Below are 14,613 nucleotides of genomic sequence, written 5' to 3'. Positions count from 1 at the left end.
TGGCGGCACAGAATGTAATTAAGTGCCTGGCCTACATGTTATTTCCCACCTTAACGACTTCATTGGGCAAGTACTAACGTAAATTAAAAAGCTCAATACCGATGTATTGAGCTTTAAATATAAATTAAACGTTAAGTGTGAAAATGAATACAACCTCAAGCCTAAATATCATACAGGTTTACTTAAAACTGCATAAACCAATTATATTCCGCTCTCAAATTCAATTTTTGTGATAAATACAAACCTAATTCTTTCAACTGTGTTTTGTCCTGATAATTCAGGATTAATGTTTTTAATTGAATTAATGCCTGTTTACTTTGTGCTGCTCCATCGAGTGCTAACACATAAGTATATGCATATTGAGCATTATCAGGCATTAGAGTTATAGACTTCTCAAAGAGAGGAATGCCTTTTTCTAGCTTTTTCTGACGGACAAAATACAAGCCATAAGAATAATGTAACGCGGCAGACTTTGGATTAAGTTTAATCCCTTTAGCCAGTACGGCTCCAGCTTGAAATGATTTTTGTTGAGAACGATAAATATCAGCCAAGTTTATATAACCTGTATCAAAGTAAGGCTCTATTTCTATACTTTTCTTAAAAGACATTTCTGCATCTGTTATTTTATTCATTTCAACGGCTAACCCACCTTTGTTAGCCATCCCTTCGCCACGCCAGCTATTAACATCAAAAGAATATGTTAATTCTTTAAAAGCTTTATCAAACAGTGGCTGACTTAGTGCAGGTATATCACTTGAAACTAAACTTCGTGCACTTGCCACTCTTACTGCTTTATATTTATCTTGTAATAAAGGCGTTAGCCCATTAATTCTATCGATAGGGGGAAGTAATGTTGCGATACTAGCAGCACTTAAGCGAATTAACGGCTCTGTATGCGTTAGATACGGCATTAAAAAATTAGCATTCAGCGTAGGCGTGGTGTAGCTAAGTAGTTGAATGGCAGTAGCTCGGCTTATAACATCAAGCTTATCATCACTAATAACACTTAAATGATGCTCTAAAGTAATGGCTTGTCCACTATTTAACGTCATTAGTAATTGTTTACTTGTTAACATAGCTTTAGGCTTACCATGCCATTTCTCTAAGTTTTTACTTGCCCATTCATTCAACTTATTATCGTGGCATTGCACACAAGCATTAGGCGTATTAAATGTTTGGGATAAGTCAGGACGAGGAATTTTAAAACTATGGTCGCGTCTATCATCTACGCCCATATAGGTAGTTTCAGGCATATGACAATTTACACATTGAGCGCCTGTTGAATCATTATTATGCTGATGATGCTCTTTTACGTTGTAAACTTCTGCACCATGGCATTGTAAACATAACCCATTACCTTCTTCTTTTATCTTCATCGTATGTTTATCGTGACAATCTAAACAATTAACGCCTTCCTTAAACATCTTACTTTGTAAAAATGAACCATATACATACACTTCTTCTTTAATTTGACCATCAGCATAATAATTAGGAGCAGCAATAAAATTTGGGGTAAATTGATCCAAAAAAGGCTTATTAGCTTTAAAGCCGTCAGTTAACGGTGCACGAAGTGAATGACAAGCAAAACAATTATCCATAAAAGCATTATCACGTTTGCCACCTTCCCAGTGAGCCGTTTTTTCCCCTACGCCTCTTAACCATTGACCTATAGGGTTATTAAGAGCAACGATATCAACGCTATTTTTTTCTTTAGCAGGTGCTTTGGCATGTTCTGTCATATCATCATGACACGACAAGCAACCTACATTAATATTATCAAATTGCGTATTAAAGTTGTTTTTCTCAGCGTCATAATTTCTCACAAGTCCATCAGAGTGGCAGTCTGCACACATGCCATTCCAATTCTGTAATGGTTGTCGCCAATGTAATCTGTCTTCAGGACGAATCTCTTCATGGCTATAATTATGATACCAGCGCTGACCACCTTCTTTTTTAGTTCGTGCATCCCAAGCAAACGGTAGTACGTGCAAACTTCCTTGCTCAGTTTCAACTAAGTATTGCTGTAATGGAAAATGTCCAAAAGTATACTTAATCGGATATGTATCAGATTTATCGTCGTAAGATATCGTTACTTGGTAACGATTATCTTTTATAAAAAATAGGGCCTTCTGGCCATAATGTTCAACACTCACATTAGAGAAGTCGGCTAATACCGAGCTATTGTCTGCAATCATCATCGCTTTAGCATGATCAGACTGCCTCCAATTTTTTTCTGATTGCACATGACATGATGTACATGTTTCATTTGAAATAGGCTTTGCTTTATTAAAGTCGTGACCTTGTATATCAGCAGCTTGAGTAGAAAGTACGGTAAGTAAAGTAAGGGACAAAAAATACGGTAAGAAATGCGTTTTCAAAATATAAATCCTCATAGAGCCGATTAACAAAATATTTCAACGCGCTTTGAACAAAGGCTGAATTTAGTTGACCAGGTCACTCAATTTATATTTTGCTTTAATTAAATTACATTATAGACCCTTAAATATTTATATCATATATATCAATATGTTGCATATATACCATTACGTTGCATATATAAAACAACATAACTAAATAATATTTTTATTTATGTGATAAATGGAGTGCTAAAACTTACATTAAGTTATTTGATTTCATCGTGGTGAACTTAGCTATACCTATAAAAATAAATATTTTATTACTTTAAACTCACGCACAGAAAAAGGTTAAAACCCCTACTAGTTATATAATTACTATATTCAATGTTTCGATTTAACACGCTCACTTCTATTTTAATAAATATCGTACTGATCGCTTTAAATTAAAAATCGAATATATTTGTTCTTTAAAAAGTTCTAAATAGTCACACAGTAAGCGCTGAGATAAGGTAAAACGAAATGGATTAAGTATCTGCTCATTTTTAAAGGTTAAAATAATAAACGCCGGTATTGTAAAATTTATAAGTAGAATAACTATTTATAGATTTTACACCTTGTATTTATTCATTTTTCCTCATAAAAAAGTAGGTCACTTAATTGGTCAAATTGGTATAATATAAAGGATGTATTTTTAGAAAAGCTATTATATAGCTAACAATAAAAGAGATTATTTTTTGAAGAGCAACGAATTTACTCATATTAATGCCGATGGCGATGCCCATATGGTTGACGTTACTGAAAAAAAAGTTACTGAGCGCACGGCTATCGCTCAAGCTTACATTGAAATGTCAGCACAAACGCTAGCAATGATTGTTGAAGGTAAACACCACAAAGGTGATGTTTTTGCTACGGCTAGAATTGCCGGTATTATGGCGGCAAAAAAAACCAGTGAACTCATCCCACTTTGCCACCCTTTGATGTTAACCAAAATTGAAGTTGATATAGTTGCCGAGCCTCAACATAACCGCGTTAAAATTACCGCGCTATGTAAATTATCAGGTAAAACTGGCGTAGAAATGGAAGCATTAACGGCAGCTTCAACTGCAGCCCTGACCATTTACGACATGTGTAAAGCCGTACAAAAAGATATGATAATTACCAACATTCATTTATGTGAAAAACAAGGTGGAAAGTCTGGCAGCTATTTTCACAATGAAGTGACTAAATAAAGGAGCGATGATGATAAAGGTATTATTTTTTGCTCGCCTTCGCGAACAATTGTCAACCGATAGCATGCAAGTACCCGCAAGCGAAAACATGACCACAGAAGATATTCGTCAGCAACTCGCTAAAACGAATGATTTATGGGCTAAGGTTATGGCTGCAGATAGTTTACTTGTTGCTGTTAACCAGCAGATCACTGACTGGTCACATAGCGTTAATGAAGGTGATGAAGTCGCCTTCTTTCCTCCAGTTACCGGCGGCTAATATGATTTATGTACAACAAAACGATTTTGACGTTGCTGATGAGTATCAAAAACTCGCCACTGACAACCAAGACGGTGCCATAGTCACTTTTGTCGGAAAAGTAAGAGACTTTAACGAAGGGCTTGGCGTTCAAGGCTTATCTTTAGAGCACTACCCAGGCATGACAGAAAAAGTGTTACAGAACCTAGAAACTGAAGCTCGCGAGCATTGGCCGCTTAATAAAATTACCATTATTCATCGGGTTGGCGATTTAAAGCTTGGTGAACAAATTGTTTTTATTGGCGTAACTAGCCAACATCGTAAGGCGGCATTTGCTGCTTGCGAATTTCTTATCGACTTTCTAAAAACCAAAGCTCCATTTTGGAAAAAAGAACTCACCTCACAAGGTAGCAAATGGCTAGAAGCCAAAGCTAGCGACAATGAGGTTTCTCAACAATGGTCAAAAAAACTTACCAACGACCAAGCCAACTAAACATATTGAGATATTCATGCTAAAAATCGGACGTTATCAACATTTTAAAGGTAACTTTTACCAAGTGCTTCATCTAGCAACACACAGTGAAACCGAAGAAACTATGGTGGTATATCAACCTGAATATGGCGAACGTGCGATTTGGGTTAGACCACTGTCTATGTTTGACGAGACCATTGAAAGAGAAGGTAAGACAATCAAACGTTTTGAATATGTCGGGTAAATAACTATGGCCAAAAGGCAGGTGCTAGCCATCATTGCCTTTAAATTAATCGAATGCAAAGATAAATTATTTATCTTTGCAAACTAATTACATGACTTTCCAAACAAGCTTGAGTATCGACTAATTAGTAATAAAATTATGCAGATATTAGTCAGTGGTAAAGGCGAGAAATCATTCTCCATTCAGTTGCATCGTTAAGCCAATGAAGATAAAAAAAATAGCCCTTACTCTATATTTATGAAGAAAATTTAAGCTAATAAAATAGGATTATTTTTCAACATTTATTATAGATTACGAAGATGTTAGTATTATTTATTCCACCAACAAAAAGTACAACTTCAAGTTAAATTGATGCTTTGCCCATAAAGTAGCATTAGGCTAGTCAACATTTATAAGGACATACAATGGTTAAAGTAAGTGCGAACAAAGGTAACGATTTTCAGCCAATAAAAATACTCAAACTGTCCACTTTTTTGCAATCATTACAACAGGTAATATTGTTAAGAAAATCATTTATAATCCCCGTATTACTTTGTTTAGCCTATTACAGCTACCATACCATTTATAAAAACAATCAAGAAAAACAACAAACGTTTGAAATAATCTCCTCGCCAAAAGTTAATGATATTTATTTTTTAGATTTTCGCCTTTTAAGTCATGATCTCAGACCGAATGAAAAGTACCGACTTGCCAAGGTAGTTGATATAACCGGTGATATTATTACCTTAACGTATGGCCGTTTTTACTATCCAAACCACCACGCGGTGATTAATAGCCTTTACTATGGTCAATTAACCTATAAAAAATATTTCGAAGTTAAACGCTATGATTATAAACACCAACAAATCCTACAAAAACTCGATGATGGTGCAATTTATCAAGCCATGCGCCCAGTGCGCGATAAGCTTTTCGGCCAACGGATTAGTCCAGAACAAAGAAAAATCCGTAGCAGTATATACATACAAGGGCGCAGAGATAATTTAATAGGTGAAGCTTTTCTTAACGAACGATTCAGTGAAACTAACCTGCAACAAGCATTTGAATTATTTACTAAATCAGCAAATTACGACTTTGCTGCGGGACAGGTAAACTTAGCAGAAATGTATATTAACGGGCAATATGTTGAAAAAGATCTCAGCAAGGCACTGTATTGGCTAAATCAAGCTTCGTTACAAAGCCATAAACCCGCAATTCTAAAATATGAAATTATCTGCAAACAAGTTAGCAGTTGCCAGATATATGACTTTTTTGAAAACTTAGTATCAGCAGGTGTTGATGTAAAAGTAAGAAAGTTAGATACCAAAGTTATCATCAATAAACCCAATGAATAACTTTAATCTATCGTTAATACTATTTTGCCGATATTTTCATTATTCAACATAACGTGATGAGCAACGTCTACTTCTTGCCAGCTATATTGTTTGTATATAACCGGACTGATTGAAGCTAATTCAAAACACTGATAAAAATCTTGAATAAAGGCGTTAATCAGTTGGGTTTTATATTCATTACTACGACTACGTAATGTGGTAGCGTGAATATTGACTCGCTTGACTAGCATTTTAGCCACATCTACATTTTCTGCAAACCGACCACCCAGCATTGAAAGCATAACGATATGACCGTCTAAGGCACACACGCTAATATTTTTATTTACATACTCACCCGCAACCACATCTAAAATAACATCAAAGCTTTGCGCTTTTTGTTTTGCCCAATCAACAAAGTCAGTTTGTTGATAATTTATCGCTTCATCTGCACCTAACGCTTTACAGGCCGCAGCTTTATCCTCATTACCAACCGTAACTGTTACTTGGCAATTTAAGTGTTTTGCGAGCTGAATAGCAGCAGTACCTACACCACTGGCCCCAGCATGAATAAGCACTTTCGCTTTAGGTTGTAAGTTAGCGATAGTAAATAAACATTGATATGCGGTTAAAAAAACTTCCGCGATTGCCGCGCCTTGTGCATATGTTAAGTTTTCAGGCAATTGAATTAAGTGTTCGGTTTTCACTTTAACATATTGTGCGTAGGCCCCGCCGGGAACAATAGCGAAAACCTTATCGCCAATATTCCAGCTAGATTGTTGATCGCCAATAGCGACTAACTCACCACAAGCTTCAATACCAAGAATAGTAGACTCGCCTGGCGGTGGCGGGTAGCTGCCTTGCTTTTGTAAAATATCAGCGCGATTAACCCCAATAGCCCTGACTTTGATGAGACATTCGTCGTCACCTATTTCTGGTTTTTCAACTTCATCAAAACTTAACTGCTGTTGTTCATTAATAGCTATATAACGCAATTTATTTCCTTTTTACATACTGATTCTATAATGGGTAGTTTGCCTTATTTAGCTTTAAATACCAACGAGATAAAGTTTACTACAATTGATATGATACTTAGCTAATCGCAAAAAAATGATGTTCTTGCCATGGCACTTTTTGCACATCAACATTATCAACCTCTGCTTCTGGGGGGCCTTGCTCAAGCCATTTTATCATTTTTTCTATATTTTTCTCTTCACCACACATCAGCACTTCAACACCACCGTTAGTTAAATTGCGCGCATATCCGCTTAAACTATGCTCAATGGCAACTTGCTGGCTAGAAGCCCGAAAATAGACACCTTGAACCCTGCCGCTGACATGCGCCATGTAACTTACATTCATAATATTCCACCTTAATATATGTTTATTGTTATTGTTATTTTTAACTTTCATTCCCATCCAAATGCTGAAATGAAAAATAGTTAAAATAGAACATTGCACCCTAGTCTTGCATTGACTAAACTCGCGCAATTATTATTGTTAATTATAAGTATAGGCCTATGTCAGCAAGAATTTATTTAAAAGTTGCTCGTGAGAAATCATTACGCCGGAAACATCCTTGGATTTTTTCACAAGCAATCAACAAAATTAAAGGTAACCCTTTACTTGGTGACACAGTCGATGTCTTTGACAACAAAGGAAATTGGCTTGCTAAAGGCGCATATTCTCCTGAGTCTCAAATTAGAATTCGTGTTTGGAGTTTTGATATTGATGAAGAAATTGATAGCAATTTTTTTCGTAATAAATTGTTAAGCGCGCAAAAAAGACGCGATTGGTTTATCGAAAAAGGCGGCTTAACGGGTTATAGACTCATTGCAGGCGAGTCTGACGGTCTACCCGGTATTACCATAGATAAATACGACGACTTTATTGTTTGCCAATTACTTAGCGCCGGAGCAGACTTTCACCGCTACACCTTAGTTGAGTGCCTTAAAGCGCTCTATCCTGGCTGTCATATTTATGAGCGTTCTGATGTTGATGTTCGTAAAAAAGAAGGCCTAGAGCCCGTAACAGGCTGGTTAACTGAGCCACAAGAATCAACCGAATGTATTATTGAAGAACACGGTATTAAAATTCATGTAGATGTTGCCCAAGGCCACAAAACTGGCTTTTATTTAGATCAACGTGAATCTCGACTTGCTGCTGGCAAATATGCCAAAGATAAGTCGGTATTAAACTGCTTCTCATATACCGGTACTTTTGCCCTGCATTGTGCAGCAGGCGGCGCTAAAGAAGTGATTAACGTTGATGTTTCAGAGTCGGCACTCGACCTAGCGAAGAAAAACGTTGAACTTAATAATTTAAGCGATAAAGATATTTCATTCGTTAAAGCTGATGTTTTCAAATTATTGCGTCAGTACCGTGAAGAAAAACGCACTTTTGATATGATCATCCTCGACCCACCTAAGTTTGTTGAATCAAAAGCTCAACTCACGGGTGCTTGTCGCGGTTATAAAGATATCAACATGTTGGCAATGCAATTACTTAAGCCTAATGGCATATTGTTAACTTTTTCTTGTTCAGGTTTAATGGAATCTAGCTTATTTCAAAAAGTGGTTGCCGATGCGGCTTTAGATGCGAAAAGAAATGCATATTTTGTTGATAGATTGCATCAAGCTGCCGATCACCCAGTGTCGTCTAATTACCCAGAAGGTTATTACCTAAAAGGCCTTGTTTGCCAAGTTGAATAGCTTACGGGTATAAATCACAGTTGTAGCTAGTTTATGCTCCTAGCTACAGCTATGTCATATCACACATAATGACTTAATCAATTTCAGTGATATTAACGCCAATCAAATAACAGTTCGCGCTCTCTTCAGTTACTCTAACCACTTTTCCTTTAGCATCTAGTGGCTGCACAGCACTGTTAGCCGACTGAACACTGATACGCACCGCTGTATTCATTTCTAATGGATGCTCCATCTCAATGGCGATCCCTGTCGCACTTAAATCACGACACGTAGCTAAAACTTTACTATTAGCTTCATCATCAATAATGGTCACGGTTACTTCACTGTTTAACATCATGCGATAAAAGTTGCGCTTGTCATCGTAATTAACCATTACTACTCCAATGTTTTTTTATAGTTTGTAATACTTATACTAATCGTGACCATCACTGTCAAATCATTGTGTCTTGAAATTATGCATTTTCTTTTAGGTAGTTCAATACCCGCTTAGCTGAGATTGGAAACGGCGTTTTCAAATTTTGCGCAAAAAGTGATACTCGCAACTCTTCAATCATCCAGTAACCCTGCGCTAATGCTTTGCTCAAAGGTTGTCCCTTGGGTTGTTGAGCAACAACAGCATCTAACGCTTTTTGTACCTTTTCAACCTCTATCATTTTCAATCGGTCTTGATTTGGGTCTATTTGTAATTTCTCTAAACGTCGTAACATAGCGGTTAAGTACCGAGCAATATCATCTAAACGTTGATATCCTGCTTTAGTGATGAAGCCTTTAAAAACAAGAGTCTCTAATTGGCTTTTAATATCGCCATGCGACTGCACTACATTTAACGACATTTTACCTTTCATTTTTTTGCGCACATCATGCGCTAAACTTAATACCCGTTCGACTTTAATTGCAGCACTTAATACACAATCAGCAATTTCGGCACGAACATGTTCTTTGCAAGCATTAAACTCAGCTTGAGCGCGCGGTAAGTCACCGTATTCGTTAACTAAAAATTGACAGCCCGCCACAATACAGTCATCCAACAAATCATTTATCGAACCAAAAGGATTAAAATACAGCCCTAATTTAGCTTTATTAGGTAACTTCTCCTGCAAATATTTTAATGGCGAAGGTATGTTCAATAATATCAGTCGGCTAACACCATCAAGCATGGCTTGTTCAGCTAAGCTCTCGTGTTCAAATAACTCAATTGCTACTGACTTATTTTTATCAACTAAAGCAGGGAAGGCTTTGATAGTAATATTAGCGACTTTCTTTTCGTAGCTTTTGGGTAAATTTTTAAAATCCCATTGTGCAATATCATTGCGCTCAATGCCTTTATCAGCAACCTTCTTAATCGACGCTTGCACTCTACCTTGCAAGCTAGCTTTTAAATCATCAAGGTTACGCCCTTCTTTAAGCAATTTGCCCTGCTCATTAACAATTTTAAAGTTCATTAATAAATGCGGCACTAGCTCTGCGCCTTGCCAAGCATCTTCAGGTAACCGCACTCCCGTCATTCTTAACAACTGTTTTTCAAGTGCGGCGGTTAACGTTAACTCAGTGTTAGTTATTGCCGCTAAACATGCTTCAGCATAGTTTGGTGCGGGTACAAAGTTACGTCTTAATGATTTAGGTAAGCTTCGGATCAATGCCGTAATTAGCTCAAGTCGTAGGGCAGGAATTAACCAATCAAAACCTGTATTCTCTACTTGATTTAAAATACCTACCGGTATCATGACGCTAATACCGTCATCCGCATCGCCTGGGCTAAAATGATAACTGAGCGGCAGTGTTAAACTGCCTTGTTGCCATGTCTCAGGATATTCGTTAGCAGATAATTTAACCGCGTTTTCTTTTAACAAAAAGGCTTTGGTAAAGTTTAATAGCTTAGCATCAGATTGTTTTTGCTTCTTCCACCAGGCTAAAAAGCTGCGCTGACAAATAGCAGTTTCGGGCAGTTTTTCATGATAAAAATCGACTAACTGCTGTTCTTCAATCAAGAAATCTTTACGTCGGGCTTTTTGCTCTAAAACTTCAATTTCGTCAACCAGTTGGCGATTTTCTTTTAAAAATGCTTCTTTAATCGTACTTTCGCCGTTAACTAAAGCTTCACGGATAAAAATTTCACGACAAGTGTCAGGTTCGATTTTATTAAAGTTAATACTGCGCTTGCCTACAATAATCAGGCCGTAGAGTGTCACTTGTTCAAACGCCATTACAGCGCCCTGCTTCTTCTCCCAGTGTGGCTCGCTGTAGCTGCGTTTAACTAAGTGCGGTGCCAATGGCTCAAGCCATAGCGGGTCAATTTTAGCGGCCATACGGGCGAATAAACGGCTAGTTTCAACTAATTCTGCTGCCATTAACCATTTAGGCGATTTTTTAGCTAGGGCTGAGCCTGGGAAGATAAAGAATTTACTGCCGCGAGCCCCTTTGTATTCTCGGTTTTCATCTTGCTGACCTAAATGGCTCAGCAAACCTGACAAAATAGCTTGATGCACAATATCTAGATTCGAATTAGTGGCATTTTTTTCAGCTTCTTCTGATAAATCTAATTCGATACGGCTCATTGGAATTTTTAACTCTCGCAACGAATGCGTTAGCTGGCTATAAATATCCTGCCATTCACGAATACGCACATACGATAAAAACTCTTTCTGACACATCCTGCGAAATTGATTATTTGTTAAAAGCTTTTGCTGTTCTTCAACATAGCTCCACAGTTTTAATAAGCCAACAAAGTCTGATTGTTTGTTTTTAAATCGGCCATGTTTTTCATCTGCTGCCTGTTGTTTTTCATGCGGACGTTCTCGTGGGTCTTGAATACTTAAAGCACTAACAACAATAAATATTTGTTCAATACAGCCTAAGTCGGCCGCGGTTAAAATCATTTTGGCTAAACGCGGGTCAATAGGAAATTTAGATAACGATCGCCCTATTGGCGTTAACTTAACCCGAGTTGAGTTCGCGTCAATCGCCGCCAATTCTTCTAATAATTTTACACCGTCATTAATATTGCGATTATCGGGTGGTTGCACAAACGGAAAGTCAGCAATTTCACCTAAGTCTAAGGCTAGCATTTGTAATATAACAGTCGCTAAGTTTGTGCGAAGTATTTCAGGGTCGGTAAATTCAGGACGATTTAAAAAGTCGTCTTCAGCATAAAGGCGAATACAAACACCTGAAGACACACGACCACAACGACCGGCTCGCTGATTTGCACTGGCTTGTGAAATAGCTTCTATGGGTAAGCGTTGTACTTTAGTGCGATAACTATAGCGCGAAATTCTTGCTGTGCCTGGGTCGATAACGTATTTAATACCGGGTACCGTCAAACTCGTTTCGGCAACGTTAGTGGCTAAAACTATGTTACGGCCACTATGCGGTTTAAATATTAAGTTTTGTTCGGCAACGGTTAATCGAGAATATAACGGCAAAACATTAGTATGGCGTAAATTCGCTTTTTCTAATGCCCGTGCGGTATCTCTAATTTCTCGTTCACCGTTGAGAAAAATCAAAATATCGCCATCACTTTCTGAGCCACGATTTTCCGAACTAAGCTCGTCAACGGCATTGAGAATGCCGGAAATAATATCCGCATCGCTGTCACTGTCTTCATTTAATTCGTTCAGTGGACGATAACGCATTTCAACCGGGAATGTTCTGCCTGACACTTCAATAATTGGCGCAGGAATACCGGTGGTACTGGCAAAATGTTGTGCAAATTTTTCAGGGTCAATCGTCGCCGAGGTAATAATCACTTTTAGATCAGGACGTTTTGGCAATATTTGGCGTAAATAACCGAGAATAAAGTCAATATTTAAACTACGCTCATGCGCTTCATCAATAATTAACGTGTCATATTGGCGTAACAAGCGATCTTTTTGCATCTCAGCAAGCAAAATACCATCGGTCATTAGTTTAATATAACTGTGTTCACCCACTTGGTCATTAAAGCGAACTTTATAACCTACCGCGTCGCCTAACTTGGTATTTAGCTCATCTGCAATTCGGTTTGCTACAGTTCGTGCTGCAATACGGCGTGGCTGTGTATGACCAATAATACCGTCAATTCCGCGGCCAAGCTGCAAACATATTTTCGGGATTTGCGTAGTTTTTCCTGAGCCAGTTTCGCCCGCAATAATCACCACCTGGTTTTCATCAATGGCTTTGGCTATCACATCAACATTTTGTGAAACCGGCAAGCCTTCTGGGTAACTTACTTTAGGTAAATTAGTCAGGCGAAGTTGCTTATTGGCTATTGATTGCTCGATCGATTTAGCTATTTGCTGCAAGGATTTTTCTTGCTTACTTTGGTCAGTTATTTTATTAACACCCAATAAGCGATTTCGAATACGCGCTTTATCGGATAACTTAACCCGATCTAAAAGATCAAAAAGTGACTTTAACGTGACGTTTTTATTAGCTTTATTAGTAGCATTAGCATTTGCGGGGATTGCAGTGGACAAAAGAAACTCAAAACAGATAACAATAAAAACAGTTTAACAGGTAAGCAATAGCAAATGAATACGTACAGGCCTTGAAAGTGTCCGTTTGCTACGATTAAATTTAGCTATTTTTGTATACGTAAAATTTTTAGATCTCATATAGTTTTCATAAAAAGCCAAAAACTAAAGCGTTAACAAAAGGTAACGCTTTAGTAAATTAACGCTATGTTTCTCCCGCTCACGGGCTAACCTTTGTAACCTGAACGTAAATGTAGATCGATAGCACGAAGTACATCATTACGGGATATTGTGCCGAGTAAATTTTCATCATCGTCTACAACGGGATATACCTTAGGTTTATTTTTTAGCATTTGCTGACCTAACTCAATAACACTGTCGTATGGTTTTACGGTTAACACATCTTTGCGCATTAAATCTGCGACATCGGCAATATGTTCGTTATAGTAAATAGTTTCGATCATTTTAGATAAAACATCACTTTCCGATAAAAAGCCAATTAACTGATTATTTTTATCGATAACAGGACCACCAATTTGCTTGGTTTTTAAAAACCGCAGCGCCGCTTCTTCTACCACCATATCTGGCGTGAAAGTCACGGGATAATGGTTCATATATTCTTTTACTTGTAATGATTCCATAGTGGATCCCTAAAAATTTAAATAAAACTAATACCCAAGTACTGATTAAACATAATTTTCTTATACACTATTAACTGTAGACCCATTTGCAAATAAATCATCCATTTACAGCAAATTTTATTAAATTTTTAGCTTTTTCAATTTATTAACTTACCAAAGCTAATAATGCCGGTTGTGTGGTAGAAGAAATTGATTGCTCAATACTTTTATAAGCACTAACAAAATCTTTTTTCAAATGAGACTTTAAATGGCCTTTAACATTTTTTACCGGTTCTTTTTTCAATACACAAAACAGCGCTAATGCATATAACGTTTCGGGCTCAGTTAATGCGGCTTTGCGGTTTAAACTGGCATTGTTACATGAGCCACAGCCACCTCTAAATTGATAGGCGGTATTGGCAAAAATAACACCAAAGCCCATAAAACAGGCAACAAGATCTATCGCTTGAGGTAAATATTCTTTACCACCTGGTGGTAATACCTTGTTAGAAACCACCAAAATACTGGCAAGTGCCTGGCTAATACCGGCAATTAAATCTTGTGGTTGATTCACTTGATTTTGCGTAAACCCTAACATCAATGGCGCATTACTCATGTTGACATCAACTTCAGCATGCTCACCACGAATAATCGCGCCTAAACTTAAATCTTCAATAGCCGTCGTCGATGTCGGTGCAGCAGAAGTAAGCTCTATCGGCCATTTTTGCATACCGGCATAATTTTTTGTCTTAATAAACATCGCTTGAGCCATTTCTTCAATACTGGTAACCGTACCAGGATAGAACTCATTGGTTGGCAGTATTAAGCGCGCATCATCTTTAAGAACATTAATATCGAAGTTTTCAATTGCCCATGCAAAAGTATCGAGTATCCAATTCTTGGTGTTCTCGTCAATAATTGCTTTTGGGCTAAACAGGTTTGCCAACATAATTTTACTACTTTTTAAATCTTTAGCTTTTGGCT

The 14,613-nt window shown here is 37.4% G+C and carries 13 protein-coding genes; 6 read left to right on the top strand and 7 right to left on the bottom strand.

Translation table 11 applies throughout. From position 1 onward, the window contains the following. Nucleotides 1-182: 182 nt before the first annotated feature. A complete protein-coding gene (locus tag B5D82_RS15580; protein WP_245807488.1) occupies nucleotides 183-2,378 on the bottom strand; it encodes a cytochrome c3 family protein in 2,196 nt (731 codons plus the stop codon). A gap of 713 nt (nucleotides 2,379-3,091) precedes the next feature. On the opposite strand from B5D82_RS15580, the gene moaC reads away from it, so the two are divergent. From moaC to B5D82_RS15555, 5 genes are all read left to right on the top strand, one after another. After that, a complete protein-coding gene (moaC, locus tag B5D82_RS15575; RefSeq protein ID WP_259366291.1) occupies nucleotides 3,092-3,586 on the top strand; it encodes a cyclic pyranopterin monophosphate synthase MoaC in 495 nt (164 codons plus the stop codon). A 10-nt stretch (nucleotides 3,587-3,596) separates the two neighbouring features. Continuing rightward, on the top strand, nucleotides 3,597-3,845 hold the full coding sequence (gene moaD / locus B5D82_RS15570; RefSeq protein ID WP_081152810.1) for a molybdopterin synthase sulfur carrier subunit: 249 nt from the start codon (nucleotides 3,597-3,599) through the stop codon (nucleotides 3,843-3,845). A gap of 1 nt (nucleotide 3,846) precedes the next feature. Then, the gene (moaE, locus tag B5D82_RS15565; RefSeq protein WP_081152808.1) at nucleotides 3,847-4,317 is read left to right on the top strand and encodes a molybdopterin synthase catalytic subunit MoaE; all 471 of its coding nucleotides are present in this window, start codon (nucleotides 3,847-3,849) and stop codon (nucleotides 4,315-4,317) included. Nucleotides 4,318-4,333: 16 nt separating this feature from the next. Next, nucleotides 4,334-4,540 (top strand): DUF1653 domain-containing protein, encoded by a 207-nt coding sequence (locus B5D82_RS15560; RefSeq protein ID WP_081152807.1) that lies wholly within the window; start codon nucleotides 4,334-4,336, stop codon nucleotides 4,538-4,540. Nucleotides 4,541-4,944: 404 nt separating this feature from the next. After that, nucleotides 4,945-5,871, top strand: a complete 927-nt coding sequence (locus B5D82_RS15555; RefSeq protein ID WP_081152805.1) for a tetratricopeptide repeat protein — start codon at nucleotides 4,945-4,947, stop codon at nucleotides 5,869-5,871. A 2-nt stretch (nucleotides 5,872-5,873) separates the two neighbouring features. Here the strand turns inward: B5D82_RS15555 and B5D82_RS15550 are convergent, their stop codons facing one another. Further along, nucleotides 5,874-6,842, bottom strand: coding sequence for an NAD(P)H-quinone oxidoreductase (locus B5D82_RS15550; protein ID WP_081152804.1), 969 nt, complete (start codon nucleotides 6,840-6,842; stop codon nucleotides 5,874-5,876). A 97-nt stretch (nucleotides 6,843-6,939) separates the two neighbouring features. Continuing rightward, nucleotides 6,940-7,209, bottom strand: a complete 270-nt coding sequence (locus B5D82_RS15545) for an acylphosphatase (RefSeq protein ID WP_081152802.1) — start codon at nucleotides 7,207-7,209, stop codon at nucleotides 6,940-6,942. A gap of 158 nt (nucleotides 7,210-7,367) precedes the next feature. On the opposite strand from B5D82_RS15545, the gene B5D82_RS15540 reads away from it, so the two are divergent. Next, complete coding sequence (locus B5D82_RS15540; protein WP_081152800.1) at nucleotides 7,368-8,558, top strand: class I SAM-dependent methyltransferase; 1,191 nt, start codon at nucleotides 7,368-7,370, stop codon at nucleotides 8,556-8,558. A gap of 73 nt (nucleotides 8,559-8,631) precedes the next feature. Here the strand turns inward: B5D82_RS15540 and B5D82_RS15535 are convergent, their stop codons facing one another. From B5D82_RS15535 to B5D82_RS15520, 4 genes are all read right to left on the bottom strand, one after another. Then, nucleotides 8,632-8,931, bottom strand: a complete 300-nt coding sequence (locus B5D82_RS15535; protein WP_081152799.1) for a PilZ domain-containing protein — start codon at nucleotides 8,929-8,931, stop codon at nucleotides 8,632-8,634. Nucleotides 8,932-9,010: 79 nt separating this feature from the next. Beyond that, on the bottom strand, nucleotides 9,011-13,012 hold the full coding sequence (gene hrpA / locus B5D82_RS15530; RefSeq protein WP_281255930.1) for an ATP-dependent RNA helicase HrpA: 4,002 nt from the start codon (nucleotides 13,010-13,012) through the stop codon (nucleotides 9,011-9,013). A gap of 224 nt (nucleotides 13,013-13,236) precedes the next feature. Beyond that, on the bottom strand, nucleotides 13,237-13,650 hold the full coding sequence (locus B5D82_RS15525) for a CBS domain-containing protein (RefSeq protein WP_081152797.1): 414 nt from the start codon (nucleotides 13,648-13,650) through the stop codon (nucleotides 13,237-13,239). 145 nt (nucleotides 13,651-13,795) lie between these two features. Beyond that, on the bottom strand, nucleotides 13,796-14,578 hold the full coding sequence (locus B5D82_RS15520) for a hypothetical protein (protein WP_081152796.1): 783 nt from the start codon (nucleotides 14,576-14,578) through the stop codon (nucleotides 13,796-13,798). Nucleotides 14,579-14,613: the final 35 nt, after the last annotated feature.

Origin of the sequence: Cognaticolwellia beringensis, from assembly GCF_002076895.1 — a bacterium.
Classification (GTDB): domain Bacteria; phylum Pseudomonadota; class Gammaproteobacteria; order Enterobacterales; family Alteromonadaceae; genus Cognaticolwellia; species Cognaticolwellia beringensis.
The sequence above is the reverse complement of the archived record's forward strand: the minus strand, read 5'-3'. Positions and strand labels throughout refer to the sequence as shown.

Coding starts and splice junctions, on each gene's coding strand:
- B5D82_RS15540 (WP_081152800.1), top strand. CDS start 7,368: ATGTCAGCAAGAATTTATTTAAAAGTTGCTCGTGAGAAATCATTACGC.
- B5D82_RS15525 (WP_081152797.1), bottom strand. CDS start 13,650: ATGGAATCATTACAAGTAAAAGAATATATGAACCATTATCCCGTGACT.
- B5D82_RS15520 (WP_081152796.1), bottom strand. CDS start 14,578: ATGTTGGCAAACCTGTTTAGCCCAAAAGCAATTATTGACGAGAACACC.
- moaE (WP_081152808.1), top strand. CDS start 3,847: ATGATTTATGTACAACAAAACGATTTTGACGTTGCTGATGAGTATCAA.
- moaD (WP_081152810.1), top strand. CDS start 3,597: ATGATAAAGGTATTATTTTTTGCTCGCCTTCGCGAACAATTGTCAACC.
- B5D82_RS15545 (WP_081152802.1), bottom strand. CDS start 7,209: ATGAATGTAAGTTACATGGCGCATGTCAGCGGCAGGGTTCAAGGTGTC.
- B5D82_RS15535 (WP_081152799.1), bottom strand. CDS start 8,931: ATGGTTAATTACGATGACAAGCGCAACTTTTATCGCATGATGTTAAAC.
- B5D82_RS15560 (WP_081152807.1), top strand. CDS start 4,334: ATGCTAAAAATCGGACGTTATCAACATTTTAAAGGTAACTTTTACCAA.
- B5D82_RS15555 (WP_081152805.1), top strand. CDS start 4,945: ATGGTTAAAGTAAGTGCGAACAAAGGTAACGATTTTCAGCCAATAAAA.